Source organism: Nostoc mirabile CHAB5784 (genome assembly GCF_020829645.1).
Lineage (GTDB): Bacteria > Cyanobacteriota > Cyanobacteriia > Cyanobacteriales > Nostocaceae > Nostoc > Nostoc mirabile.
Genome location: NZ_JAIVFS010000081.1, coordinates 12425 through 37833, shown reverse-complemented (window position 1 = coordinate 37833; position 25409 = coordinate 12425). Strand labels below are relative to the sequence as shown.

The following is a 25409-nucleotide window of genomic DNA, read 5'->3' as shown; positions in this document are numbered from 1 at the left end:
CGGTCAACCAACCGCCTAGTGCTAGGAAGGCGCAGGGGAACAATAGTATCCCTGACCAACCTACGAATACGAAGCGATCGCGCTTGAGCCAGTCGTCTAAAACGTCAAACCACCCTCTACTGGGGGCACGTCCAACTGCGATGGTCATTAGACTAATCCTCTTTTTACTAAAATTGCAACGTTTCTAAGACAGTGCGGAGAGCCAGTGTAACCGACTGCCATGAGGAATTAACGTTTTTTTTGACAATCTCAACAGCGTGAAAGCAACTGAGATTCTGAGAGAAATCCTGATTTCACTAATCAGCATTTTTCTTTCTTTATGCCATTACACGTACCATCAGCTAGTAATCTAGCTTGTGGTAACTTAATGATTCTTAACTTATCATACTACTCAGGGTTTTTGCCTGATACACAGAAGCAAATCAGTCATGAAACACAAACCTTATAAATAATATGAATATCAGAAATTTTACAATTTGACACAACTTTTCTCAGAAATGTAAAAAAATTTAGTCTACCTCGACGTAGATAGGGAACTCATTCCCAAAAGGTGAAAAACAGGCAGGGAGCAGGGAGGACAGAGGACAGAGGGGCAGGGGAAGTAGGGGAAGAAAAGAATTAAGTAGGTCGGCGTAAATAATTATCGTTGGGATAAGGCAGGGGGCAGGGGGCAGGGGGAAAAAGAGTTTGAGCCTTGTTTACTTTTCTTTACACAGTTTGCTTTTATTGTGCCGACTTACTTACTGAACAATAACCCTCTGGCTCTTGAGCCTTCCCTGCCTCCCCTGCTTATCCGAACCGTATTTGGGGAAAAAGAATTTTTATCAGCCATTGAGTGAAGAAATTTAAGACTTAGTGCCCTAACAAATTATATTAAGTAGCAGGAACAGGGAAGGGGGCAGTTGAGTTTTTGTCAACAATGTTTGGTAAAATGTGGATGGTTACTTCGCCGCCACAGTCGTTGATACACCTCTGGAAAAACTATGTGAAACGTTGGACAAGGGGAAAGGAAGTTGGCACATCTTGACTAATACAAATAGCCTAAGTGGTTTGTCCCATAGTGCAAGTAAGCCATCATCCGGGACAGTAAAATTTGTAGGGTACAGGATAAAAAATTCATCGTCTGCGGTAAAGTATACCGTGGACTTAAAACAAAGCTTCAGTGCCTCCTAAGCAATAGCCGGATTGGTATAGAAGCACACACTCTATGCAAGAGCATTAAGTGTGCAAGTATGTGACAGCGAGTATCTCACGGGGCAATGGTAGTTCAATGACGGCATCAACAACGATTAACAAAGGCGATCGCCTCCTGCATCAAAATGTTCTCGGTTCTCGTCGGTTCAGTAATTACAGCTGGGCAACTATCGTTACCTTGGGAGCAAGCGGCTTTTTATTGGCTGGGATATCCAGTTATTTAAAAGTTAATTTACTCATAGTTTCCGATCCAACTCAACTGGTATTCGTCCCCCAAGGATTGGTAATGGGGCTATATGGTACTGCTGGCTTGCTATTAGCTACATACCTGTGGCTAGTGATTTTATGGGACGTGGGAGGCGGTTACAACGAATTTAATCAGGAAACTGGCACAATCAAAATATTCCGTTGGGGATTTCCTGGTAAAAACCGCCGAATTGAGATTGACGGACGCATAGAAGATGTGCAATCTGTGCGAATAACCGTCAAAGAAGGTCTTAATCCCCTTCGCGCCCTCTATCTACGCATTAAGGGCCGGCGAGATATACCCTTAACACGGGTTGGACAACCGTTATCTTTAACAGAGTTGGAAACAGAAGGCGCAAAATTAGCCCGCTTTTTGGGAGTGTCATTAGAAGGACTGTAAGGGATTGGGGATGAGGGACTAGGGACTGGGGACTAGGGACTAGGGACTAGGGATTGGGGACTGGAGGACAATGGAATTACCCAATCGCTAATCGCCAATCGCCAATCGCCAATCGCCAATCCCCAATTCCCAATTCCCAATGCCCAATTCCCAATGCTCCTGAAAACGATAAGATACTCTGGTTAAATCGGTAACAGGCAATGCGGTTAAAAATTTCACAATTTTTGCTTTCTCTTATGATCATCAGTGCCTTGATGTTGGGAGGATGTTCAACACAGCAAGTCGCTTCTAATACATCTTCTCCAATATCGGCAACTACCTCGACCACAAGCGAGGCAAGCACCAAGACAACTAGTGAAGCAACATCTGTATCTCAAACTAATACTGAAAGTATTCCTGGACTGGCAGATTTACCACGCCTTGAAGGTAAGGCTACTGTGGTGCTAACGGTTAAAGGCTCACCGATTACTATCGAAGTAGACGGCACTAATGCCCCCATTACAGCTGGCAACTTCGTAGATTTAGTGCAGAAGGGTGTCTACGATGGTTTAGCTTTCCATCGAGTTGTACGTGAACCCCAACCGTTTGTAGTTCAAGGGGGCGATCCCCAAAGCAAAGACCCGAAAGTTTCAGCAGATAGACTGGGAACAGGTAGTTATATTGACCCAAAAACGGGAAATGCTCGTTATATACCTTTAGAAATTAAGTCAAAAGGTTCAGATACTCCAATTTACAATAAACCCTTTGATGCCACTGCTCAAGCCGTAATATTGCCCCATAAACAGGGTGCAGTAGCGATGGCACGATCGCAATCACCAGACTCCGCTTCTGCCCAGTTTTACTTTGCTTTAGCGGATTTAGCCTTCTTAGATGGTAGCTACGCCGTGTTTGGCAATGTCACTCAAGGCTTTGATGTAGTGAACAAAATTCAGCAAGGCGATCGCATTGACTCTGCTAAAGTCACCCAAGGTGCTGAAAATCTGAAAACACCAGGGCAGTAGGAGAAATCAATTCAAAATTCAAAATGACGCTCGCGGACTCGCTAACGCTACGCTAACAAAATTCAAAATGAAGAATTGAATGTTTGAATAGCGGAAGATTCTTTACTCCTAAAATTCAGATTGGTTAAGGTTTGTGTTACTGGTATTGGTCTAGTTTCCGCTTTGGGTGGAAGCTTAGAGGATAGCTGGCGAAATTTAATCGCAGGTAAATCTGGAATTCGGTTACATCAACCATTTCCAAAACTTATATCACTTCCTCTAGGTTTAATTGGTCAACAACCATCTGAGTTGACAATGTTGACTCAGATGGTTGTTTCTTCTGCTTTGCAAGATTCTGGGTTAGTTTCACCTTTAACTGATTGTGCTGTAGTCATTGGATCGAGTCGCTCTTATCAAGCGTCTTGGGAAATGCTGGCGCGACAAATGTATGAAGACGCGGCAAATTTGCCCGTGTCCTCTTTTGGAAATTGGCTAGATACATTACCTTACATGAATGCGATCGCAGCTGCCAGGCAAATCGGTGCATCTGGAATGGTTTTAGCACCGATGGCAGCTTGTGCTACTGGAATTTGGGCGATCGCTCAAGCAGCTTTGCTTATACAAACTGGGCAATGTCAACAGGCGATCGCTGGCGCAGTGGAAGCACCAATTACACCCTTAACTTTGGCTGGGTTTCAGCAGATGGGTGCTTTGGCGAAAACTGGGGCTTATCCCTTTGATTTGTACCGGGAAGGCTTAGTGTTGGGCGAAGGCGCAGCTGTGTTTGTCTTAGAATCAGCAGAGTTGGCAAAACAGCGTCAAGCAAAAGTGTATGGTGAAATTCTCGGTTTTGGCTTAACTAACGACGCATATCATGCTAATTCACCAGAACCTGAAGGGAAAAGTGCGATCGCTGCCATCAAACAATGTCTAGAACGTAGTTGTCTCTCACCAGGCGATATCGATTATATTCATGCTCATGGCACAGCTACCCAGCTAAATGACCAGATGGAAAGTATGGTAATCCAGCGTTTGTTTCCTCAAGGCGTGGCAATTAGTTCCACCAAGGGAAGCACAGGTCATACACTAGGAGCATCTGGAGCCTTAGGTGTGGCTTTTTCTCTCATGGCCTTAAAGCATCAAATTTTACCTCCTTGTGTAGGATTGCACCAGCCAGAGTTTGATTTAGATATCGTTACAGCAGCACGTCTAAGTAAAATTCGGCAGGTATTATGTTTAAATTTTGGCTTTGGTGGACAGAATGCAGCGATCGCATTAGCAAGGTGAAATAGTCTGTCAAATATGATTGATAAGTTTTGTTTAAGCATTTCTTGCAAATGTATAATCAATTGCTGCTAACGTTGAAACATTTATAAGTTTTGCTTAAGCATTTCTTGCAAATGTATAATCAATTGCTGCAAATATATAAATATTTGTTGCAAAGGTTTAAACATTTGTTGCTAACGTTGAAACATTTATAAGTTTTGCTTAAGCATTTCTTGCAAAGATATAAGCAATTGCTGCAAATGCTCAAGCAATTGTTACTAACGTTGCAACATTTACAAGTTTTGCTTAAGCGTTAGTTATAAATGCTCAAACAATTGTTGCTAACGTTGAAACATTTACAAGTTTTGCAATACCTTTGCCAATTTACGAGGATTCAACCAAATTTGTAAGAATTGAGTACTCAGGAGCAGTTCTTACTGGAGTGATAAAATCCTTTAACCACAAGCTTTTTGGGCATTCTACTTTCTTTACCTTCGCCTCTGCCTCCTGCAAGAACTGCCTTCTTCAATTTGCTAAGTCGAAGAAAATATAAAAATGTAACAAAAACTACAATATTCCTATTTTCCCAAAAAACAAGGATAAGCTAGGCATATATGAGATCCGGTTCGTAAAGATACCGTCAGAAACCCCGCGGCTAAAGCCGAGGGCTTGAAAAAGTCCATCTGACCAGACTAAGTACCTTGAGTACTTCGTTTAGAGGAAGAGTTTAAGACCTACCAGGGGATGCGAAGCTAGTTCCCTGCTCTAGAACCGGACAGTTAAACATCTGTACAAGGGTTAAGGAAGTGCTGTTTGGATAGTTACCGACTCTAAACATTGTCGAAGCTAACATTACCCGCAAGGAGGGACTTATGTCCAAAATTTTTGTAATTGATTCAGAAAAACGACCGTTAAGCCCAATTCATTCAGCACAGGCTAGACAGCTATTGCGAAACAAAAAAGCAGCAGTTTATAGATGGTTCCCGTTCACAATTATTTTGAAAGAATCACGCCCAGAAACTCCCGCATCCGCACTCAGATTAAAGATTGACCCAGGCGCAAAGTTTACAGGAATAGCATTAGTTAATGATTCCACGGGGGAAGTTGTATTTGCTGCTGAATTAAAGCATAGAGGTTTTGCAATTCGAGACGTTTTAACCACAAGACGCCAGTTAAGACGCAGTAGACGGGCAAGAATTACTCGTTACAGACAACCAAGATTTTTAAATAGAACACGTCCACAAGGTTGGTTAGCACCTAGCCTACAAAGTCGTGTTGACAATATCAAAACTTGGGTTGAGAAGTTACGTAAACTTACACCAATTCAAGCTATTAGCCAAGAATTAGTGCATTTCGATATGCAATTAATACGCAACCCTGATATCCAAGGGAACGAGTACCAACAAGGTACACTTGCTGGCTACGAAACACGGGAGTTTCTGTTAGAAAAGTGGAATAGACAATGTGCTTATTGCGGGATTAAAGACATTCCACTTCAGATTGAACACATTCATCCAAGAGCAAAAGGAGGCTCTAACTCAATCACAAATCTCACTTTAAGTTGCGAGAAATGCAACTTAAAGAAATGTTCTAAAGACATCAAAGATTTTATTAAAAAAGACCCAGTTAAATTGCAGAAAATATTAAGTCAAGCTAAAAAACCATTGGCTGATGCAGCAGCAGTTAATACAACTAGATGGGCATTGTTAGAAGCTTTAAAATCAACTGGACTACCCGTAGAAACAGGAACAGGAGGTAACACAAAGTTTAATCGTAGTCAGCAAAACCTACAAAAGACTCACTGGTTAGATGCAGCTTGTGTTGGTCAATCAACACCAATTCTGAATATCAAAGGTGTCAAACCATTGTTAATAAAAGCTTTCGGTCATGGTACTCGCCAAATGTGCGGTACTGACAAGTTTGGATTTCCGAATCGTCACCGCACAAATAAACAAATCCATTTTGGTTTTCAAACCGGAGACATTATTAAAGCGGTTGTTACCAATGGCAAAAAAGTTGGCGAATATGCTGGACGTGTTCTGTGTCGTGCAACAGGCAGTTTTGATATCGCTACCAAAATGGGAAGAATTGCAGGTATTAGCTACAAATATTGTTCAGCAATTCATAAAAAAGATGGTTACTCATACGCATTTTGAAACTAAACTGATAAGCGATTAAAATCGCCTGCCCCTTACCCCCATGCATAAATGCACTTGCTCTCCACGGGGCGAGGAATTTGGTGATTAGGAGAAAATTTTATGATTTCAAAATCACTGTTGCTGCCAGAACCAGCTTCTCCAGGGCATATATGCCCATTTGATCAAGCGTGTAGCTACTTAGAAGCGGCAGCTAAAGAATTAAATTTAAATCAGGGTTTGCTGGAAATTCTCAGCCACCCGCGTAAGGTTGTCACGGTTTCCATTCCCGTGAAACTGGATAATGGGGAAATACAAGTTCTCGCTGGACATCGCGTGCAGCACTCCGATGTTTTAGGCCCCTATAAGGGCGGGATTCGTTACCACCCCGCTGTGACATTGCGGGAAGTATCCGCTCTAGCAATGCTGATGACCTGGAAATGTGCTTTGTTAGGTATTCCTTACGGTGGTGGGAAGGGTGGCATTCCCATAGATCCAAAACGTTACAGTGTTGGCGAATTAGAGCGAATCACCCGCCGTTATATCAGCGAGTTGATTAAAGATATTGGGCCTGCCGTAGATATTCCTGCCCCAGATATGGGTACTTCGTCCCGTGAGATGGCTTGGATGATGGACACTTACTCTGTGAATGTTGGTCATGCTGTGCCAGGGGTTGTAACTGGGAAACCGCTTTCTATTGGTGGTTCACTGGGACGGGAAATGGCAACCGGACGGGGCGTGATGATTATTGTCCGTGAGGCGCTGGCACAGCAAGGTAAATCTTTAGCAGGAGTGCGAGTAGCCATTCAGGGTTTTGGTAACGTTGGTAGTGCCGCAGCAGAATTACTACATCTTGCAGGCGCGAAAGTTATCGCTGTTTCAACGGGTGCTGGAGGAGTATTTTCCGAAGTCGGTCTTGATATTCCCAAGTTGAAAATCTACACTGCTGAAAATCGCAAGAGTATTATGGGTTTCCCGCAATCTGTACCAATTAGCAATGCAGATTTATTAACTTTACCCTGCGATGTTTTAATACCAGCCGCTTTAGAAAACCAAATCACTGAAGAAAATGTGAATCAAGTGCAAGCGCGAATTGTCGCAGAAGCGGCTAATGGGCCGATTACCCTTGAGGCTAACTTGTCGTTAGAGGCGCGGGGTGTAACAGTGCTACCGGATATCTTGGCGAATGCTGGCGGTGTGGTAGTTAGTTATTTGGAGTGGGTGCAGGGTCTTTCCTACGTATTCTGGGATGAGGAGCGTGTTAACCGCGAAATGGAGCATTTGATGGTACAAGCTTACCATCGGGTGATTCATCAGTCGGAGGTACGGCAAATTCCTCTGCGATTAGCTGCTTACACTTTAGGGGTGGGTAGAGTAGCTCAGGCGCTGACTGACAGAGGTCTTTATCCTTAAGATTTAGGCATACACAGCAGTTTTTAATTGAATAGACCACAGATGTAGGGGCACAACAATATATTGTGCCCTGATATTCCTACTCTTAAACCAACCTTATGACTGCCCAGAAGGTTCAGCAGCATGAATCAGGTCTGGCTTTTGGTCACTAGGAGGACGCTCAATAGTTTGATCCGATGTGGGACGTTGATGGCGATCGCGAGTTTGGATCTGTACAGGTTGACCCTTCTCAATTGACTGGTAAAGCGCTTGAATGATACTAACATCAATCAACCCTTCCGTCCCCGATGGTTCTGGGTCTTTATCTTCGAGAATACAATCAGAGAAGTAGGTAAATTCAGCCGCTAGTTGATCATGATCCTCAAAGGTACGCTCTTGGGTTTCACCATTAATTGTCAGGTAGTGCTTGATTTCTCCCTGCCAAGAATATGCAGGTTTTACTCGTAAATCGCCTTGAGTACCTACAATCTGATAGGTTGAAACACTTGCTCCTCCAAAGCTACAGGTAAATGTTGCCAATCGCTCATTAGGGAAACGTAAGATGACGCTAGCCATTTCTTCCACTTCGCTGAAGCGTTGTTCTCCGTTATTGGCAGCTACAGCAAATACTTCAATTGGTTCATCTTGAAATAGGTAACGTGCAGCATTAATGCAATAAATGCCAATATCATAGAGCGTCCCACCACCTGTAACATCTCGTAAACGAATATTGCCTTCTTCTACTTGCTGAGTAAAAACTGAGTTGAAAATCCGTGGTTCACCAATTTGCTTTGAGCGCAAAATTTCGACTGCTTGTAAATTGGCTTCTTCTAAATGTAAGCGATAGGCAATCATCAGCTTCACATTATTATCATTGGCAGCTTTAATCATTGCCTCACACTCTTGTTCTGTTACTGCCATTGGCTTTTCACATAATACATGAATTGCCTGATTAGCAGCCCGCACAGTGTAGTCGCAATGTAAGTGATTCGGTAACGCAATATAAACTGCATCAACCTCGCCGCTTGCCAGACAGTCCTCATACTCCTCGTAGGAGTAAGTATGCTCTACACCATACTTTTTGCTCAGTTCTTCGTTTTTAGTCGGGTCATCTGAAACAAGTGCGACTAATTCTGAGTTTTCGGCGTGGGCAAACGCAGGTAAAGCAGCTTCTTGGGCAAACCAACCTAAACCAACAACGGCGTAACGAATTTTGCGCTTATCATTTGTAGCAGTCATTTTTCTACTCTCTAATGAAGGAATACTTTTGTAATTTATAGGTCTGAGAATTTGGAGGTTGATGAATGGAATCTCGTATATTCTGAATGACTTGGTAAATTAAAACCTCATTCTTTCAGTAAGCTTTAGTTTATACTTAAGGAATATTTGCGGTATTGCACCTTAACTGAAATTCATAACCTCAGCATGATGGATAATGACCTAAAGATGCTTCAGTTAGCTCAAGATTTACTCGACAAGATCAAACAACAGCCTGATGCACAGAAGATAATCAATGTAGAACAGAGTCATCAGTTGGAGCGAGAAATTAAGCGGTTACGTCAGACTACATTTGGCGCAATTACAGCAGGCTTAATCATCGCAGGATTTACTATTTTTACCATGTTTATCATTGCGTACTCCTTTGGAGAACCCGTAGGATATGAAGCAGTAGCGTAGTGTTCGCAATAACAATTCATAACGTGAGTTTGATATAAGAGATGATTTATAAAGTAAACCTTAAATTGTAGTGGCGTGGCAAGGCTAAAATGTTGCAAAAATAATGTAGGTTGGGTGGAGGCTTTGCGTAACCCAACATCCTGATATATGTTGGGTTGCGCTCCGCTCCACCCAACCTACGTCTACGTTTAATGCACTATTTTAAGCTTGCCACGCTAGTAGTAGCGTGTCAAGGCTAAAGTTGTGCATTATAAAATGGGCTTTGAACTTTTAAATTCAATGTTTTTAGCGCTAATTTATTGCAACATTTTAGCCTTGACACGCTAGTAGGGTGCGTTAAAGCAGCGCGTAACGCACCACTAATACGGTGCGTTACGGCTAATTCCTACTCTCTCAAACGCTCAAATCTTTACATAGCCGTAACACACCCTACTTAATATTTACTTTATAAATGACCTCTAACTTACACATTTGGGATGCTCCCGTAGTTCAGCGATCGCCTGTTGTAAATGCTGCTTTATTATGGTCTATTTACGATCGCAGAAGAATTAAGAAAGGCCTGAAACAACCGGGAGCATCGTTAATTCACACACAGAGTAGAGACGTTGCAATGCAACGTCTCTACATACCTAAAATCCTTAACCCAAGCGTATTGTTATATAATCAATCAACGACTCAACTTTCTTTATTATGATGGTGTTACAGAGGATATTCTTCTTTTGGTGAAAGATTAGAGGCGATTTTTGGTATTCAAAACCTGAAGCACAATTGATGTATAAAACACACAGTTTTTAATCCAAAAAATAGGAATCTAGCAACTGTATGGTGATACAAGTAGAACCAAAAAGTCAGACTTTATACGACCAAGATTATTACCTTTGGCTGAGGACAACCATCAACCAACTTCGCGCTGGTCAGTTTTCATCTGTAGATTTAGATAATTTGTTAGAAGAATTAGAAAATATGGGCAGGAGCCAGAAGCGAATGGTGAAAAGTCTGTTAATTCGACTTTTTGAACATCTGCTTAAGCTCACATACTGGGATGTGGAACGGGAGCGCAATGAAGGGCATTGGAAAGGGGAAATCAGGACATTCCGTAGAGAGATTAAGGATGAACTCAATGATAGTCCTAGTCTTAAACCTTACATTTTAGAAATATTTGATGAATGTTATCAAGACGCAAGGAAAGAAGCAAGCGATCGCTCTCAACTTCCCATTGATACATTCCCTGTTGCACTGCTTGGCTCTTTAGAACAAATTTTAGATGAAAACTGGTTTCCTGAGTAAAAATGGTGCGATTTGGCAAATATGATCATTAAATACCAGCTTCAGTCAATGCCCTACTCAACACATCAACCAAATTTAAACTTTCCGCCCACTCTATAAGGTAAGTGTAGTCTAAACTTTGTGCTTGCAACTTGAGTATTCCCAATACATCACGCCACTGTTTTTCAGATTGACTACTTTGCCGCCACCACAACTTCTGTAAAATCGTATCCTCTGGCGAAGCCACCCAAAATTGAGGTATCCCATCTAAATCTGGCAATATTCGACGTGCCATCTGCGATACTGCAAATGGTGAATCATCAGTAATGTACAGATCGGCATTAGCTATGGTTTCGGTATGTGTGATGTTGAGCATTCGCTCGTATCCTCGCTTCAAATCTTCAACCGCCCCTGCTGGACAATAGTATCCTGCTGTTTCCAGTGTCGTCACCAACAAATCGATTTGGCCGGGTTGAACTGAAATCACCAAATCTAAATCCCGTGTCGAGCGAGGTTCCCCGTGAATTGAACTAGCAACACCTCCACTAACGTAATAAGGTATATTTATTGATTCAAAAAGTTGATGGAGTTCGCCTGCTAGCGAGATGGAATCTTGAATCCACATACTTTCATCAACACCAATTAACTGCAAGTTTGGAGAGAATTTTTCTGCAAGCATTGCACGCGCAAATATACAACGAATTTCCTCCTTGGAAGCACTGCGATGTCGTGATTTAATTCCTGCAAGGCAAAGTTTTTTTACCCCACGTTCATGAGCCGCGAACATTTTTATTCGTTGTTCAAGTGAGAGTTTTCGCAACTGAAAAAACAGATAAGTATCGGCATCGATACTGGTATCGGCGGCTTGCGGTCGATAATTTAGTTTTGAGTCATTAGTCATTAGTCATTTGTCATTTGTCATTTGTCCAAGAGATACCACGCCTACCCAACGGCAAAGCTCAGGGCATCGTAAGGAGCGAGGGATGTTCCAAAACAATACGCTTGGGTTAAGCCCAAAAAATTAAATTATGTAGGTTGGGTTGAGGAACGTAGACCCGTTCGCGGAGCGTCTCGTAGAGAAGGGGCTTAAGGCAGGGTAACCCAACGTTTTCAAGCCTTTGTTGGGTTTCACGACCTTCAACTCAATCTACAATTATTCTTAACCCAAGGGTATTGTGTTGCAAAAACTCTTTATCGAAAGTTATTAATCGTGGTTCTGTGGTCATAATACTCAACTTGATATCCGCTTAAACGCGATCGCCTACACAAGTACTGCATTGTATCTAAAATAGAGCAGAAAATAAGTGCAAATGCTTTTTAGCTTGATCTAATCGTGTTCCCCAATCTGCTTTTTATCATAACTATACGTAACCATCCATTGCTTCTCTACCAAACCCGATTAAAATAAATACGCAACTTGGGCTTCCATAGGAGTTATCCAGCCGTGCAGCCGGACTTAATAGGCTTGGAAATTAGTAAGGGGGAACTGAGACGTTTGACTGGATTCGATCCAGAAGACGTTTTTCGCCCCTCGGTTTTGCGAGATAGCAAGAAGCGATTAGGGTTTTTTATCAATGAAATGCTGGTGACGCTGGCGCTAACGCCAATAATTGTTGGTTTTGTTTACGCGTTTATTATTCTGCCAACAATTGGTTCTTCAATTCGACTAGGAATTCTTTTACTCATTTTAGTGCCAATGCCGATATTAGTGGGGCGATGGCTCTGGCGACAGTTGACCTGTCCCGAAGGACTGACAATACTTTTAGATGAAGTTGATAAATATCATGATCTGATTAGCGCCATCGATATTAATGACCAATTAGCAGCATCAGGAAACGTAGAAAGCAGTTTCCATGACCGAGATCAAGTAACCGCCGCCCTACAACTGATTAGAGAAGATTTAGTTCGCGCTCTGAAAACAGAGCGAATTTTGCGGGATAATAAAAAATTGCTTGCTAATAACCAAGAGTTATTTGTGAATAATTTAGCCAGTCTGCAAGCTTTACAAGTTAGTAGTCAAGCAGGCGAATATGCTCAACTGCTAAATCAATCATTGCAAATTGCGATCGATGTACAAGCAGAAATCAGAAAATTGCACAAAGGCTAAGTGGATGTTTAATAAGTCACAAAATATACTAAGAAACCTCACTTCCATTCCTCTCTCCTATAAGGAGAGAGGCTTTGAATCTTCCCCCCTTCCCTACAAGGGAAGGGGGTAGGGGGTTAGGTTTCGATTGCTTTGATGTTTAGCAAAATACTTTCCAAATCCGAACTTTCCTAAAAAACAATTGCCCCGTTGACCTAAATGAGCAACAAACCAAAAATAATTGTCCTGGATGATGACCCTACAGGTTCTCAAACAGTCCACAGCTGCTTGCTGCTAATGCACTGGGATGTGGACACTTTACGCACCGGGTTGCAAGATGATTCGCCGATTTTCTTTGTGCTGACTAATACTAGATCGCTAACGCCAGAGTCAGCTGCATCTGTCACTAAAGAAGTTTGCCATAACCTGAAAATAGCTTTGAATGCTGAAGGAATTGACGATTTTTTGATTGTCAGCCGTTCTGATTCTACTTTGCGGGGACATTATCCCATTGAAACTGATGCGATCGCACAAGAACTCGGCCCTTTTGATGCTCATTTTCTTGTACCAGCTTTTTTTGAGGGTGGACGCATCACTCGTGACAGCGTTCATTATTTGATTATTGGCGGTGTACCCACCCCAGTGCATGAAACTGAATTTGCCCGTGATTCAGTCTTCAGATACCATCACAGTTACTTACCCAAGTACGTCGAAGAAAAGACTCAAGGACGAATTAGTGCCGAAGCTGTAGAAAGGTTTCTCCTAGCTGATATTCGCGCTGGTAGTTTAGAACGTTTGTTACAACTGAGTGGTAATCAGTGCGCTGTTGTAGATGGTGAAACTCAAGATGATCTCAACCGCTTTGCAGTAGACATATTAGCAGCAGCAAGTCAAGGGAAACGCTTTCTGTTTCGCAGTGCAGCAAGTATTTTAACGGCTTTAGCCGCTTTACCACCCCAACCCATTGCCGCCGAAAAGATGGCGCAGTACGTGCTACAAGGCAAACCAGGTGCAGTGATTGTTGGTTCCCATGTGAAAAAGACTACCCAGCAATTAGAGGCGCTATTGCAAGTAGAAGGAACGGTGGGAATCGAAGTGAATGTAGCACGATTACTTGATGATGCAAATCAATCTGCGGCATTGCTAACTGAAATTCAAGAAAGTACACGGGCGGCACACGAGGCTGGCAAAACACCAGTGGTTTATACTAGCCGTCAGGAACTGAGTTTTAAAGATGTCAACACACGATTGGAGTTTGGAGAAAAAGTTTCAGGTTTATTGATGGATATTGTGCGTGGTTTACCATCTGATATAGGATTCTTAATCAGCAAGGGTGGTATTACTTCTAATGATGTCTTGAGTACTGGACTAGCTTTAACTTCAGCCCGTTTACTCGGTCAAATTTTAGCTGGTTGTTCAATGGTGTTAACGCCATCCGATCATCCCCAGTTTCCTGATTTACCTGTGGTGCTGTTTCCCGGTAACGTTGGCGATGCTGATGCCTTGGGGACAGTTTATCAGAGGTTGACCCTGGCAATTTGAGATTTGAGACTTCGGCTTACCTCGGCTTACTTCGACTACGCTCAGTACAAGTTGCTCGGCACAAGTCGCTCAGTCGAACGATTTTAGATTAAATAATCTTTTGGTTCATGCCAGACTAACGTCTTGCTACGCACTTTCACCCCTTGTAGGTAATACAAATCCAAAATCCCAAATTTAAAATCCAAAATCTGTGCATCCTTTGTCTTTTGGCTAGTACTTCATGACTTCTGATTCTGCGGTTCCCGATCTAAAGTCAAATTCTGCACTTCCTAATGCAGAAGCAAACTCTATCCCTTCTGAGGTAGAGGTAAATCTCACTGTTTCTAATGTAGAGTCAGATTCTATCCCCCCGGATGCGGAGTTAAATTCTGTCCTCCTTTATTTAAAATCAAATACTGTCCTTGCGGATGTAGAGTCAAATCCTGCTAACCCAGATGTAGATTCAAATACTGATCCGGCATCAGATTTTATTCTTACTGATTTAAATCCCAATGAGTCAGCAATATCAGGGCATCGCCTAAATGACAATACTCAAGTCCAGTTAAAAAGTAAGGAGGGACGGCTGTTATTAATTCTGCCCCCGGAATCTCAAGTATCTACCTCAGAACTCAGTTGGTCTGATATTTGGCAACAAATAAGACAGCGTTTAAATGCAGGCGATCGCTTTCGGATATCTAATACTCCTGTGCATCTAATGGCACAAGACCGCCTAGTAGATGCCAGACAACTCCAAGAACTCGCCGAGGCTTTGATTGAAGTCCAACTCCGGCTAATCTCAGTCTCGACTAGTCGTCGGCAAACTGCGATCGCTGCCGTCACATCTGGGTATTCTGTAGAACAATTACAGCCCGTAACTTCCCTGAATTCCGAGCCAAAAGCCACAGCTATACCCCAGGCAGATGCCCTCTATTTAGAGATGACAGTCCGCTCTGGAGTAGAAATTCGTCATCCTGGTACAGTAATTCTCTTGGGAGATTTAAATCCAGGTGGTATTGTAATTGCAGATGGAGATATTATCATCTGGGGTCGCCTACGTGGAATCGCTCATGCTGGTGCTGGAGGCAATCGTGAGTGTCTGATTATGTCCTTGCAAATGGAACCAACTCAATTACGGATCGCAGATGCTGTAGCTAGGGCACCAGAAAAACCGCCAATGCAGTTTTCTCCAGAGGTGGCACATATTACGCCCCAAGGAATTCGCATCGCTAGGGCTACTGATTTTTCGAGAAACCAATTCACCAACAGCAATCAAGAGCCATAAATATTTACTTAAAGGATGAAGTAGATAAAGATGAAATAACATAAATATTCATGCCTCGCCCTGATCAGGGAGACCAGATATTTCTTCATACTTGATACGATACTTCATACTTTATACTGCAATTTACTGTTTTATATTTTCTGAACCCTTATTGACTGCATTTCTATCATGACTCGCATTATTGTGATTACCTCCGGCAAAGGAGGAGTGGGTAAAACCACAGTTTCAGCAAATCTGGGCATGGCTTTAGCCAAAATGGGGCGTCAAGTTGCCTTGGTTGATGCGGATTTTGGTCTGAGAAATTTGGATTTGCTGCTAGGGCTGGAAAACCGCATCGTCTATACTGCGGTGGAAGTCTTAGCCAGAGAGTGCCGCTTAGAACAAGCCTTGGTGAAAGATAAGCGCCAACCCAATCTCGTACTTTTGCCGGCAGCCCAAAATCGCTCTAAAGATGCAGTCACGCCTGAACAGATGAAGTTATTGGTGAATGCACTGGCGCAAAAATATCAGTACGTGATCATCGATAGCCCCGCCGGCATTGAGAATGGGTTTAAAAATGCGATCGGCCCGGCAAAAGAAGCGCTAGTTATCAGCACACCAGAAATTTCCTCAGTTCGTGACGCTGACCGGGTAGTGGGGTTACTAGAAGCACAAGGTATCAAGCGTGTTCATTTAATAATTAACCGTATAAGACCCGCAATGGTGCAGGCAAATGATATGATGTCAGTGCAAGATGTTCAGGAACTTCTCGCCATCCCCCTGATCGGGGTAATCCCTGACGACGAGCGTGTTATTGTATCTACCAATCGCGGCGAACCCTTAGTGTTAGCAGAAAATCCCTCTTTAGCTGCCACAGCCTTTGAAAACATTGCTCGTAGATTAGAAGGGGAAAGTGTCGAATTTCTGGAGATCGACTCGTCCCAAGACAGCATCTTCGCCCGTATACGAAGGTTGTTTAGGACAAAGATTGTTTAACTTACTTTTCCAGTCTCCGCGCCAGACCTATTCGTAATGATTGAACTTCTAGAACGACTTTTTTCTCGCGGTACTGATAGCAGTCGAACTCAAGTTAAACGTCGCCTGCAATTGGTGATTGCTCATGATCGCGCTGATATAGACCCTCAAACGTTGGAAAAAATGCGGAAAGAAATCTTAGATGTAGTCTGTCGCTATGTCGAAGTTGAGACGGAGGGCTTAGAGTTCTCCTTAGAAAGCAACCAACGAACAACAGCTTTAATTGCTAATTTGCCCATCCGCCGAGTCAAAGGAACCATACCTGAATGGGAAAGGGGTGATTAGTCTCTATAGTTTTAATCTTAGAGGATAGGAATAGGACAACAGGCGAACGCTTTTGAGTTAAGTGTTAGAAAATAATCAAGTAAGGGAACACTAGTCTTGTCCAACAAGCTAGGTAAATAAATGCGAGTATGCCTTTTCTTAGATGGTGCAAACTTCTTTTATATGCAGAGAGATTGTTTGAGGTGGTGGACAGACCCAAAGAAAATTTTGGATTTTGTAAGAACAAAAGGCGAATTGGTTGATGCGTTTTATTATATGGGTGTAGATGCTCCTCCAGAAGCTAGACAGGAAGCTTACTTAAAAGCATTGCCAACTATGGGCTATACGTTGGTCACAAAAACTTTAAAGAATATTCTGCTTTCTGATGGGACTAGAAAACAAAAAGCAAACTTAGATGTCGAAATAGTGCTAGATATGTTTAACACTATTGATCATTATGATATGGCTGTTTTAATCAGTGGTGATGGTGATTTTGAACGCCCCCTTCAGCTTCTAAGGGCAAGAGGCAAACGCTTTTTTGTTATGTCAACAAATGGTGTAGTAGCAGAAGAAATTATATCATGTCCGCATAATTAGTTATGATTCCCACAGTCATTGCACCCCACCCCGCCAAAGCTACGCTTTGTCTCCCCTCCCGAAGAGCGGGGAGGGGATTAAGGGGTGGGGTTCTTCGGGTTTAATAAGTAATCAAGCGGACATGATATTAGAGCCGTGGCAGGAACTCACTATATTGACTTTTGGGATATACGCACTCTGGTTGAGAAGAATAAGCAAACTGATTTCCTTGTCACTCTTCTAATTAGCTAAGTATTTATGCAAAATTAAATATACATTCTGAGTGTAGCGAAACGAAGCAATCACAAGGGTTTGGCATTGCTTCGTTTCCTTTGCAATGACATAAATATTTTTGCATACCCACTTATAACTCAGCAGCTAGGATATTGAGGAGGGCTTGTCACCAAGTAAATATTTTTGGAGTGTTGGAACTGTTGGGCGATGCCTACGACGGCAAGCTACGCAAGACTAAATAATGCTACTTATATTTTGGGATAATTAATAGTTAATAATGATAACGAGCTTGTAAAAAATTTATTTCATCATCTTTTACAAGATATACAATTCTATGTTCTTGTGTTAAACGGCGAGACCAAGTATTAGGATCTAAATATTTTAAAGGTTCCGGCTTACCTTTCCCCTTAAAAGGATCTTGGCAAGTCTCTTTGACAAGATCCAAAACTTTAAGGGTAACTCGTTGATCATTTTCCACCCAAAATTTTAAGTCTTCTAAAAATTCAGGTTGAAATACTGTTTTTCTTTGCTTTGGAGTTGCTGGAATTTCTTGTTTTGATTGGTTTTTGAGGTTCTTCTTTTTGGTCAAATCCTAACTCCTTACTAAGATCATCCAAGGTTTGAGATTTCACAACTCCTGATTTAGCTCGATTTAAAGCTGTTAGCAAACGTTCAGCGTTACGGGGAGAACGTAAAAGATGAGCAGTTTCTAGAATACTAGAAAGTTCATCAACAGGTATTAAGGCTACACTTTCAGCATTACGACGTGTAATGATTACAAAATCGCGTTCTGAAGTAACTTTCTGGCACAGTTCAGACAGCTTTTCTCGTGCTTGTGTGTAAGTATAACTAGCAGAAACCATAAGTATCAAAAGTTCCGTTTTTACTTGTAAATTGAATTAAGTACATTCTCGATTAACCTGTACACAAAGTCTGTACAGGTTGATGCTTTTATCGTAACATAACAGAAATTGATAAAGTAAAATTTTCAAAAAACCTGGTCAAGCAATTTTGACTAATTGGGGTCAAAAATATTGTAGGCTGGCTGTAGATTACAGGATCTACAGTCTAAGAGGGGGTTTGAAAAGTTTTGAATAGTCAAATTTTATGCCAGTCGCCGCACCCTAATACGGATTATGGCAAGGTAGATGAACGTCTGCGATGTTTCGGAAACTTTATATTAACAGTGGAACGAAGTTTTAAAGGGGTTTTGCTTAAGTTGACACTAGTGTTAGGATGCCCACCCCACAAGAATCATTTCTATTTTATGCAACGCCAAAAAAAATCTCCCGTTGTCAGCAGTGACGACAATGGGAGTATATAAGATATTTAATAAATTATCGGTAGGCTACTTGTGGGCCTGCCCAAATTTCTGTAACCTTTTTACCAAAAGTAATCGGCTGATCTTCGTCTGTTGTGGGTACAGTCTTACCATCATTAGCAACTTGCATTAGTGGCCAGTTTTCATCACCTAATTCACCTGCACGGAACAATACATGATCCGGTTGCCTTTTACTCCAGCCTAACAATACTGCAATTTTCTCATGCTCATCTTCCTCATTTGCAGGAGCAACTGTGTTAGCGTGATTTTTTTGCCGATCCCAAATCACTGCACTATCTGTAGAATCACCCGTATTAAATATACCTTCAAACTTACGTGCTAAGAAGCGATCGCCTTTTTCTGACCAGCTAACTGGAACTAATACCCCAATTTTACCACTCGGCTCAGTTTCTTCTGACGACGCCCCCTTTACAGCCTTTACCTTTAATAAAGGATCGCTAACAGGAGTAGTTGAAGCCATCACCCACAACTTCTTGGTGTGCATATCTTGGACAAACAGAACGCTGGTGACACGGCTGTTGTACATTTCTGGTTTTACCTCCAGTTGCACCCGGCTATAAACTGCATATTTCCCATCTGGAGAAACCACGGGTACGCTGCGGTAGTGACGCACTCCCGAACCACCCTTGGAACCAATAGCCTCTTGAGTTGCTGTAATCCATTTCCAAGGAATAGGATGAGGACTACCTATGGGATCTATTTGTTCTGCTTGGGACTCATCACGGGGTTCAGAAACAGGTATTTCCGTTGTTGTGGTTGGTTGTGATTCTCTAAGAGTTGGTGCTACTTGAGTTGCTGTCAATGATTCAGTAAAAGATTTTTCTTTGAGGAAATAATTTTCTTGTCCTTTCAAAGACTTGATATTAGCAGCTTTGAGTTTTCGGATTAAATTAAGCTGACTAACAGGAACATCAGTTAATGGTGCGAGTTCAACTGCTGCCAAAGTATCAGGAATAGTTAAATCGCTGCTTGACACAGAACTATCTATTTGAGCCAAAGACTCAATTTTATCAGCTAGTAATACTTGCGGTTCCTGGAGGGCAGTACTTTGTGTTGGCACATCAAATTCTTCTGTTAAAAAGTTGGTTTGCTCTGTTTTTGATATTTCGGCTATCTCAGGTTCCCCAACTACAGCTATTTCCTTTGATACAGAGTCAGAATCTCCAGTCATCGAAGTTAGTTTAGTTACTTCGGATTTTACCGGGAACGAGTGAGCCGATGCCCCTAGCAAGGGTGCGAGCAGTATCACAACGACAACGTAATTGAGAAATGGTTGGGCGCGGAACCATCCTGACAGCAAAAGGGATTTAAGCATTTGTAGACTCTCTAGAGGGGCGGTTGCTATGTGAGAAGCAATACCTATGCAGCAATGGGCAGGCAGTAATTATATGTATAACAAGAAACTAAAAACTTTGACGATCTATTTTCTACAAAGTTTGCAGAGTTTTACAAAAATAATTAAGTATCATTATCTACACTTTTTATTACTCAGGTAGTGGATGTTTTTTTACAGGAATATGCGAGTCTAGTAAATATGCTGAAAAGACAGTAATTACTACACAATATGTAATGTTGCAATTGCTATACCTAACCACACCAAAAATAGGTATTAGTCAAGGGATATTCAGCCTATAGTAACCCTGGCAACCAAGAGTGAGATAAATCGGCTATTGGGGATCGTACTAGCGATCGCTAGTACACAACAAACAAGCCAGGTTACACACTAATATAAGAGGGCAAACCCTCATAATGGTAAACGTGAGGCGTTAAGTGAAAAGCTGGTAAAGCAGACGCACAATACATCATACTCAGAAAATACTGCTGTCAGCAACCCAAACTTATAAACTGCAATCTTAACTACAGAAATAGTTAGAAGACGCAATAGTTTTTTAGAAACCCAATTGCATTTAACGCCAATTAGCGGCAAATTATCAGGAACACAACAAAATTTACTCGATAGATGCTCTAGCGGCTCGTGACGAAACACCACTAAACGATTAGGTTCACTAAAGGCAGATGCAGTTGATACTACTACAGGTCGGCAGAAACAAACCTACCATTTCATTAAAGCCATAAAGCCTAAAAAAATTAAAGCCTTTTGACTTTTGACTTTCCCAAAGGGGCTGACTTCCACCTTGCGGTACTACTTGTTACACTTCTTAACTTAACTATTTAAGTTAAATCTTGCAGGCTTTTGTTTCACCAATACGAAAATATTGTACCACCAAACAGCCGATATTATTTACCATTAATTAATCACTAACGATTAACAACTAATTATTAATGAAAATTGTATTTTTTGGTACACCGCAGTTTGCTGTACCCACGTTGGGAAAGTTATTGAATCATCCAGAATTTGAGGTGTTGGCAGTTGTCACACAACCAGATAAACGCCGGGAGCGCGGAAATAAGCTTACGCCAACACCGGTAAAAGCGATCGCTACTGCTCACAACTTACCAGTATGGCAACCCGAACGGGTGAAAAAAGACACCGAAACTTTAAACCAACTCAAACAGTTAGATGCAGATGTGTTTGTTGTTGTCGCCTATGGACAGATATTATCGTCAAAAATCCTAAATATGCCAAAGTTGGGCTGCATTAATGTGCATGGCTCGATTTTACCCAAATATCGGGGTGCAGCGCCGATTCAGTGGTGCTTGTACAACGGTGAAAGGGAAACGGGGATCACGACAATGTTAATGGATGTAGGGATGGATACCGGCCCAATGCTACAAATAGCGACTACACCGATTGGATTACTAGATAATACCCAAGATTTAGCCTTTATACTAGCTGCGATCGGTGGGGATTTGTTGGTAGAAACTCTGCTGAAGTTGGAACGCCAGGAAATTCAGCCAATTCCCCAAGATAATTTAGCAGCTACTTATGCACCTCTGATTCAAAAACAAGATTATGCTTTGGATTGGTCAAAAAGTGCTATGCAATTACACAATCAAATCAGAGGCTTTTACCCTAACTGCACCGCTAGCTTTCGTGACAACCTGCTGAAAATCACCGCTTCTGCTCCCCTTGGTTCTGTAGGCGATCGCGATCTACCACCAGAATTACAAGAATTAATTCATAAATTGCCTGATTTGTCAAATACATCAGACAAACCAGGAGTTGTAGTCAGCATTGCCAAAGGAATTGGTGCGATCGTCCAGACTGGGGAAGGTTTGTTGCTGTTGCGAGAAGTTCAGCTAGCTGGTAAACGTCCCCAGTCGGGATGGGATTTTGTTAATGGTACCCGCTTAAGTGTGGGAGAAGTTTTTGGTGCGGGTAGTTGAGGGATTGTCAATTGAAACCAGTAACAATTTTGAATGGTATCCTGATTTTTACGGCAGTTTACTTGAGTTCAACACAATCTAGTAGTATATAATAGTATGCTCTGTATGCTTTTCCTTAACCGCCCTCGTCTTAGCCTTCAGCAGTTTAGTAATTTGATTTGTTAAAAAACGCACAGATGTATCAAAGTAAACCAATTGACTTTATTGAACGAAACGATATTAAAGCTTTCCTAGCTTTGCTGAGAGACTGGATTGCAATTTTTATGATTGCTGCTTTTAGCATTTGGATAAATAATATATTTGTCTATTTGATTTCAGTATGGGCGATCGGCATTTTTCAATTTGCTATCGGAGAAGGATTAGTACATGAAGCAACACACAATAATTTATTTAAGAGAAAAATCTGGAATGAAAAGTTAGAGTTTCTCTATGCTTTTCCTGTCTTTAGAACAGTAGCTACTTATCGTAAGCACCACTTTTCTCATCATAATTATTTTGGGAGCGATAAAGATTACATACCTAAATATTATGAAATGTTGGGCTTATACAAACCAAGCAAAAATTTGTTATTTGTCTTATTTATTAAACCTATAATGGGATTTGCTGCCTATCTTTTCTTTGAAGATGCCTACCTTCACATGAAAGAGTTGGACTGGCATCCGTTCAAAAGCAGCTTTAAGATATTTCTGTTTTGGTTCGTTGTCGTTCTCAGCTTCTTTTTATCAGGACATATCCAAATCTTACTGTTATACTGGTTTGTCCCCCTAGTATGGTGTTATTCTTGTTATTCATGTTGGTCTGAGGTACATGAACACTTTAATACTGTATCCGGTACGAGATCAAACCTTAACTCGATAATTAATCTTTTAACTCATAATACTGGGTATCACTATCTTCACCATCTTTACCCGACTATTCCCTGGTACAAACTACCAGAGTCACATAAGGTTTTGTGTCCAGAGAGTTCAGACATTTCATACGGTTTATTTGATGTCTATAGACAGTTATCAAGACAATTATCACGCAGTTAAGTGGATGCCTAAGTTAGGAGGTCATCCTCCTGACTCGGCTACAAAACCATGTTTGAACTTTTTGACTCCTAACTTGTAACTTCTAACTTTTCATAAAAGCGGCAAGATTCGCAAGGACCCTCTGGGTTGACTGCACAGCGAATGAGTTCTGAATGAGCATTGTAGCAGCAGGTAGCATCGCCAATTACCCAACGTCCCCCTACCAGACTTTTTTCAGATGGTCGTTTAGCCGACTGCACGTAAATGGCAATATTATGTAAGCGGTAGCGCCCTGCTTGAAGTTGGTATCGATGACGGCGTTCTAAAACTGCGTAGGTTTTACCTTCAAAATCGAGATAGTTTCCGGGTTGGGGTGTCCAATCAAGTTGCACTTTACCGAGTGACTCACGCGGATGCGTCAGAATCACCTCAGTTTGTAAAGAGTCTGGCTCCATAAGCTTATGTGATTTGATTTACATTATAAGGATGGTATCGCAATAGCTTTCTTTAGCTTACCGAATTTAGATTACAATTAATGATTAACTCTTCGCATCCCTACGGATTAGGGCAACCAAAATTCAGGTAGAATAGATTTGCCCAAGTCACGGAAAGTTTGGTTGAGCGATCGCGCCACTTGGATATGCGCTTCATCCTCTTCTACAGCTAAAATCTCAGATGGCTGACCTTCTCCCAAATAAGACACTACCAAATTCGCCGCCTCCAAACCAGTAACATAAGCCTTTTCCTGTGACCAAGAACCATGACGGTTCACAATCCAATCCCCACTCATAAACACATTCTCAAAACTTGTCTTAGCGGGCAACATATAACGATAGCTACCAGGTGCAAAGTGAGTCACCGCTTGAGGTAGCCGAATTACACTTCTATCAATGATCTTTGCCTCCCGAAACGCTGGTACACAAGTTGCTAAATAACCCTGAACTATTGGTAAAATCTCCTCATCACTCAAATTGAGAAACTGATTCGCGTGATAAAAATCAGCTTCAATTACTGTTCCTGGCTCATCCCGATATTCATCATGTAGAGCATTCAAATCAAAAAACGTCCAACCTGTACTTGTGTCGAATCCAAAGCAAGCATTAGAAGGACGAGGAATATCAATTTTGCGGTCAAACCATAGTCGCGTTGCTAAAACATCAATTGCTCCTAAATTACTCAAATTACGGAATTCTTCACGGCTTTGTAAACTAGGGCTAGTTGAGACAATTTTCTTCATACCCGTGATCCCAACTGCAAAAATCACAGCATCTGCTTCAATTACTTCATCACCGCAAACGACACCCTTTGCTCGATGATTACTATCAACAATTAAATCTGTAACTCGACGCTTGGGTAATACTCGCACACCAGCTTTTTCGATACGTTCCACCCAAGGACGAAATATCTTTTCTCCAACAGTTCCTCGACACCAAACTACATCAAAATCTGGTTGATGAGCCAGAATAAAAAAGTAAAGCATCCCTAAAGTTGCTGCGGCTGAACATTGTTCGCCAGGCGCAAACAAGCCCACTAATAACATTGGTTCAAAAGCATCGCGGTAAAGCCGGAAAGAAACGTTAAAATCTTTGAACAATTCACGGGCAGTTACAAAGTCATAGCGCCGCCAAGCTGCATCAGAATTGTCAAAATCAACAACAGCATAAAGTAAAGGCAAGGCGCTGAGACGGTCAATTAGTGGCAGCCGCTTAAATTGAGTGTAGAGAAAAGTTCCCAGTGGCGAGGGAAGTCGTGGTAAGTCTTGAAAAATTGGTGATTCAACTTCCAAACCTGCTGGCGAATATTGGGAAGAACGAGTCCAAGTAGTAAAAGGATTAATTCCTAATTCATTAATTAGGGAAAAAATATTTTTGTAAGGATACCAAAAGCCATGAATGCCAGCTTCAACAGATTTTCCGGCGGCTGTTTGCCAACCTGCCACCAGTCCACCGGGATAGGGGCCTGCTTCTAGAAGCGTCACATCATAGCCTTGTTTTGCCAAATGGTAGGTTGCTCCTAAACCAGCCCAACCAGCACCTACAACTACCACCCGTTTTTGTTGTGACCCTTCTACCATCCCAGCCTCCGATTGTTGCAGTCTATTAACTAATGTATACGAACTTGCCGTTCTCATCAGATGACGGCTTGCTATTACAACGGTTTTCGTACCCTGCGGGTTCGCTGAAGGGACTTCCAAGAAATAAATTATCCAAATGAACGAACCACAGAGACGCAGAGA

The 25409-nt window shown here is 41.9% G+C and carries 24 protein-coding genes and 1 pseudogene; 16 read left to right on the top strand and 9 right to left on the bottom strand.

The annotated features are described in order from the left end of the window. Positions 1-148, bottom strand: a pseudogene (locus tag LC653_RS33070) (photosystem II D2 protein (photosystem q(a) protein)); the annotation flags it as partial. A gap of 1122 nt (positions 149-1270) precedes the next feature. On the opposite strand from LC653_RS33070, the gene LC653_RS33065 reads away from it, so the two are divergent. Continuing rightward, positions 1271-1840, top strand: coding sequence for a photosystem I assembly protein Ycf4 (locus LC653_RS33065; RefSeq protein ID WP_229498881.1), 570 nt, complete (start codon positions 1271-1273; stop codon positions 1838-1840). A gap of 87 nt (positions 1841-1927) precedes the next feature. Here LC653_RS33065 and LC653_RS46485 read toward each other — a convergent pair whose 3' ends face one another. After that, entirely contained in the window at positions 1928-2059 is a 132-nt protein-coding gene (locus LC653_RS46485; RefSeq protein ID WP_267923296.1) for a hypothetical protein, read from the bottom strand. Here LC653_RS46485 and LC653_RS33060 point away from each other — a divergent pair. The 4 genes from LC653_RS33060 (at position 2041) to LC653_RS33045 (ending at position 7634) form a co-directional block, all read left to right on the top strand. Next, on the top strand, positions 2041-2841 hold the full coding sequence (locus tag LC653_RS33060) for a peptidylprolyl isomerase (protein WP_229498879.1): 801 nt from the start codon (positions 2041-2043) through the stop codon (positions 2839-2841). The genes LC653_RS46485 and LC653_RS33060 overlap by 19 nt on opposite strands. A 120-nt stretch (positions 2842-2961) precedes the next feature. Next, a complete protein-coding gene (locus tag LC653_RS33055) occupies positions 2962-4107 on the top strand; it encodes a beta-ketoacyl-ACP synthase (protein WP_229498877.1) in 1146 nt (381 codons plus the stop codon). 851 nt (positions 4108-4958) lie between these two features. Next, positions 4959-6242, top strand: a complete 1284-nt coding sequence (gene iscB, locus LC653_RS33050; RefSeq protein WP_229498875.1) for an RNA-guided endonuclease IscB — start codon at positions 4959-4961, stop codon at positions 6240-6242. A gap of 102 nt (positions 6243-6344) precedes the next feature. Next, positions 6345-7634, top strand: coding sequence for a Glu/Leu/Phe/Val family dehydrogenase (locus LC653_RS33045; RefSeq protein WP_229498873.1), 1290 nt, complete (start codon positions 6345-6347; stop codon positions 7632-7634). Positions 7635-7730: 96 nt separating this feature from the next. Here LC653_RS33045 and LC653_RS33040 read toward each other — a convergent pair whose 3' ends face one another. Further along, positions 7731-8852: a Gfo/Idh/MocA family protein gene (locus LC653_RS33040; protein WP_229498871.1), complete on the bottom strand. Its 1122-nt coding sequence runs from the start codon at positions 8850-8852 to the stop codon at positions 7731-7733. Positions 8853-8999: 147 nt separating this feature from the next. Between LC653_RS33040 and LC653_RS33035 the strand changes: the two genes are divergently transcribed. The 3 genes from LC653_RS33035 to LC653_RS33025 all read left to right on the top strand — a co-directional run bounded on the left by LC653_RS33035 (position 9000) and on the right by LC653_RS33025 (position 10577). Next, on the top strand, positions 9000-9290 hold the full coding sequence (locus LC653_RS33035; protein WP_229498869.1) for a hypothetical protein: 291 nt from the start codon (positions 9000-9002) through the stop codon (positions 9288-9290). A 451-nt stretch (positions 9291-9741) separates the two neighbouring features. Next, entirely contained in the window at positions 9742-9984 is a 243-nt protein-coding gene (locus LC653_RS33030) for a hypothetical protein (protein WP_229498867.1), read from the top strand. Between the two features lie 128 nt (positions 9985-10112). Further along, positions 10113-10577: a DUF29 domain-containing protein gene (locus LC653_RS33025; RefSeq protein WP_229498865.1), complete on the top strand. Its 465-nt coding sequence runs from the start codon at positions 10113-10115 to the stop codon at positions 10575-10577. Between the two features lie 28 nt (positions 10578-10605). Here LC653_RS33025 and LC653_RS33020 read toward each other — a convergent pair whose 3' ends face one another. Further along, a complete protein-coding gene (locus LC653_RS33020; RefSeq protein WP_229498863.1) occupies positions 10606-11457 on the bottom strand; it encodes a hypothetical protein in 852 nt (283 codons plus the stop codon). A gap of 543 nt (positions 11458-12000) precedes the next feature. Between LC653_RS33020 and LC653_RS33015 the strand changes: the two genes are divergently transcribed. The 6 genes from LC653_RS33015 (at position 12001) to LC653_RS32990 (ending at position 17320) form a co-directional block, all read left to right on the top strand. Next, positions 12001-12663, top strand: coding sequence for a hypothetical protein (locus LC653_RS33015; protein WP_229498861.1), 663 nt, complete (start codon positions 12001-12003; stop codon positions 12661-12663). Positions 12664-12861: 198 nt separating this feature from the next. Further along, the gene (locus tag LC653_RS33010; RefSeq protein ID WP_229498859.1) at positions 12862-14184 is read left to right on the top strand and encodes a four-carbon acid sugar kinase family protein; all 1323 of its coding nucleotides are present in this window, start codon (positions 12862-12864) and stop codon (positions 14182-14184) included. Between the two features lie 220 nt (positions 14185-14404). Continuing rightward, positions 14405-15445, top strand: a complete 1041-nt coding sequence (minC, locus tag LC653_RS33005; RefSeq protein ID WP_229498857.1) for a septum site-determining protein MinC — start codon at positions 14405-14407, stop codon at positions 15443-15445. A gap of 168 nt (positions 15446-15613) precedes the next feature. Further along, complete coding sequence (gene minD, locus LC653_RS33000) at positions 15614-16420, top strand: septum site-determining protein MinD (RefSeq protein ID WP_100900385.1); 807 nt, start codon at positions 15614-15616, stop codon at positions 16418-16420. A 36-nt stretch (positions 16421-16456) separates the two neighbouring features. Next, entirely contained in the window at positions 16457-16744 is a 288-nt protein-coding gene (minE, locus tag LC653_RS32995; protein WP_229498855.1) for a cell division topological specificity factor MinE, read from the top strand. A 120-nt stretch (positions 16745-16864) separates the two neighbouring features. Continuing rightward, positions 16865-17320 carry a LabA-like NYN domain-containing protein gene (locus tag LC653_RS32990; protein ID WP_267923291.1) on the top strand — a complete coding sequence of 152 codons (456 nt, stop codon included), beginning with the start codon at positions 16865-16867 and terminating at the stop codon, positions 17318-17320. 484 nt (positions 17321-17804) lie between these two features. On the opposite strand, the gene LC653_RS32985 is transcribed toward LC653_RS32990, so the two are convergent. From LC653_RS32985 to LC653_RS32975, 3 genes are all read right to left on the bottom strand, one after another. Continuing rightward, entirely contained in the window at positions 17805-18011 is a 207-nt protein-coding gene (locus tag LC653_RS32985; protein WP_273768708.1) for a Txe/YoeB family addiction module toxin, read from the bottom strand. A gap of 25 nt (positions 18012-18036) precedes the next feature. Further along, positions 18037-18396: a type II toxin-antitoxin system Phd/YefM family antitoxin gene (locus tag LC653_RS32980; protein WP_229498851.1), complete on the bottom strand. Its 360-nt coding sequence runs from the start codon at positions 18394-18396 to the stop codon at positions 18037-18039. A 474-nt stretch (positions 18397-18870) separates the two neighbouring features. Beyond that, positions 18871-20190: a hypothetical protein gene (locus tag LC653_RS32975; protein WP_229498849.1), complete on the bottom strand. Its 1320-nt coding sequence runs from the start codon at positions 20188-20190 to the stop codon at positions 18871-18873. A gap of 968 nt (positions 20191-21158) precedes the next feature. On the opposite strand from LC653_RS32975, the gene fmt reads away from it, so the two are divergent. Beyond that, a complete protein-coding gene (gene fmt / locus LC653_RS32970; RefSeq protein WP_229498847.1) occupies positions 21159-22163 on the top strand; it encodes a methionyl-tRNA formyltransferase in 1005 nt (334 codons plus the stop codon). A 176-nt stretch (positions 22164-22339) separates the two neighbouring features. Then, positions 22340-23194, top strand: a complete 855-nt coding sequence (locus LC653_RS32965) for a fatty acid desaturase family protein (RefSeq protein ID WP_229498845.1) — start codon at positions 22340-22342, stop codon at positions 23192-23194. A 68-nt stretch (positions 23195-23262) separates the two neighbouring features. Here LC653_RS32965 and LC653_RS32960 read toward each other — a convergent pair whose 3' ends face one another. Next, on the bottom strand, positions 23263-23628 hold the full coding sequence (locus LC653_RS32960; RefSeq protein ID WP_229498843.1) for a DUF6464 family protein: 366 nt from the start codon (positions 23626-23628) through the stop codon (positions 23263-23265). Positions 23629-23735: 107 nt separating this feature from the next. Continuing rightward, complete coding sequence (locus LC653_RS32955; RefSeq protein WP_229498883.1) at positions 23736-25247, bottom strand: hydroxysqualene dehydroxylase; 1512 nt, start codon at positions 25245-25247, stop codon at positions 23736-23738. Positions 25248-25409 lie beyond the last annotated feature (162 nt).

Excerpts from the sequence above, each read along its gene's own strand:
- LC653_RS33065 (WP_229498881.1), top strand. The coding sequence starts at position 1,271 with ATGACGGCATCAACAACGATTAACAAAGGCGATCGCCTCCTGCATCAA.
- LC653_RS33060 (WP_229498879.1), top strand. The coding sequence starts at position 2,041 with ATGCGGTTAAAAATTTCACAATTTTTGCTTTCTCTTATGATCATCAGT.
- iscB (WP_229498875.1), top strand. The coding sequence starts at position 4,959 with ATGTCCAAAATTTTTGTAATTGATTCAGAAAAACGACCGTTAAGCCCA.
- LC653_RS33045 (WP_229498873.1), top strand. The coding sequence starts at position 6,345 with ATGATTTCAAAATCACTGTTGCTGCCAGAACCAGCTTCTCCAGGGCAT.
- LC653_RS33040 (WP_229498871.1), bottom strand. The coding sequence starts at position 8,852 with ATGACTGCTACAAATGATAAGCGCAAAATTCGTTACGCCGTTGTTGGT.
- LC653_RS33030 (WP_229498867.1), top strand. The coding sequence starts at position 9,742 with ATGACCTCTAACTTACACATTTGGGATGCTCCCGTAGTTCAGCGATCG.
- LC653_RS33025 (WP_229498865.1), top strand. The coding sequence starts at position 10,113 with ATGGTGATACAAGTAGAACCAAAAAGTCAGACTTTATACGACCAAGAT.
- LC653_RS33020 (WP_229498863.1), bottom strand. The coding sequence starts at position 11,457 with ATGACTAATGACTCAAAACTAAATTATCGACCGCAAGCCGCCGATACC.
- LC653_RS33010 (WP_229498859.1), top strand. The coding sequence starts at position 12,862 with ATGAGCAACAAACCAAAAATAATTGTCCTGGATGATGACCCTACAGGT.
- minC (WP_229498857.1), top strand. The coding sequence starts at position 14,405 with ATGACTTCTGATTCTGCGGTTCCCGATCTAAAGTCAAATTCTGCACTT.
- minD (WP_100900385.1), top strand. The coding sequence starts at position 15,614 with ATGACTCGCATTATTGTGATTACCTCCGGCAAAGGAGGAGTGGGTAAA.
- minE (WP_229498855.1), top strand. The coding sequence starts at position 16,457 with ATGATTGAACTTCTAGAACGACTTTTTTCTCGCGGTACTGATAGCAGT.
- LC653_RS32990 (WP_267923291.1), top strand. The coding sequence starts at position 16,865 with ATGCGAGTATGCCTTTTCTTAGATGGTGCAAACTTCTTTTATATGCAG.
- LC653_RS32980 (WP_229498851.1), bottom strand. The coding sequence starts at position 18,396 with ATGGTTTCTGCTAGTTATACTTACACACAAGCACGAGAAAAGCTGTCT.
- LC653_RS32975 (WP_229498849.1), bottom strand. The coding sequence starts at position 20,190 with ATGCTTAAATCCCTTTTGCTGTCAGGATGGTTCCGCGCCCAACCATTT.
- fmt (WP_229498847.1), top strand. The coding sequence starts at position 21,159 with ATGAAAATTGTATTTTTTGGTACACCGCAGTTTGCTGTACCCACGTTG.
- LC653_RS32965 (WP_229498845.1), top strand. The coding sequence starts at position 22,340 with ATGTATCAAAGTAAACCAATTGACTTTATTGAACGAAACGATATTAAA.
- LC653_RS32960 (WP_229498843.1), bottom strand. The coding sequence starts at position 23,628 with ATGGAGCCAGACTCTTTACAAACTGAGGTGATTCTGACGCATCCGCGT.
- LC653_RS32955 (WP_229498883.1), bottom strand. The coding sequence starts at position 25,247 with ATGGTAGAAGGGTCACAACAAAAACGGGTGGTAGTTGTAGGTGCTGGT.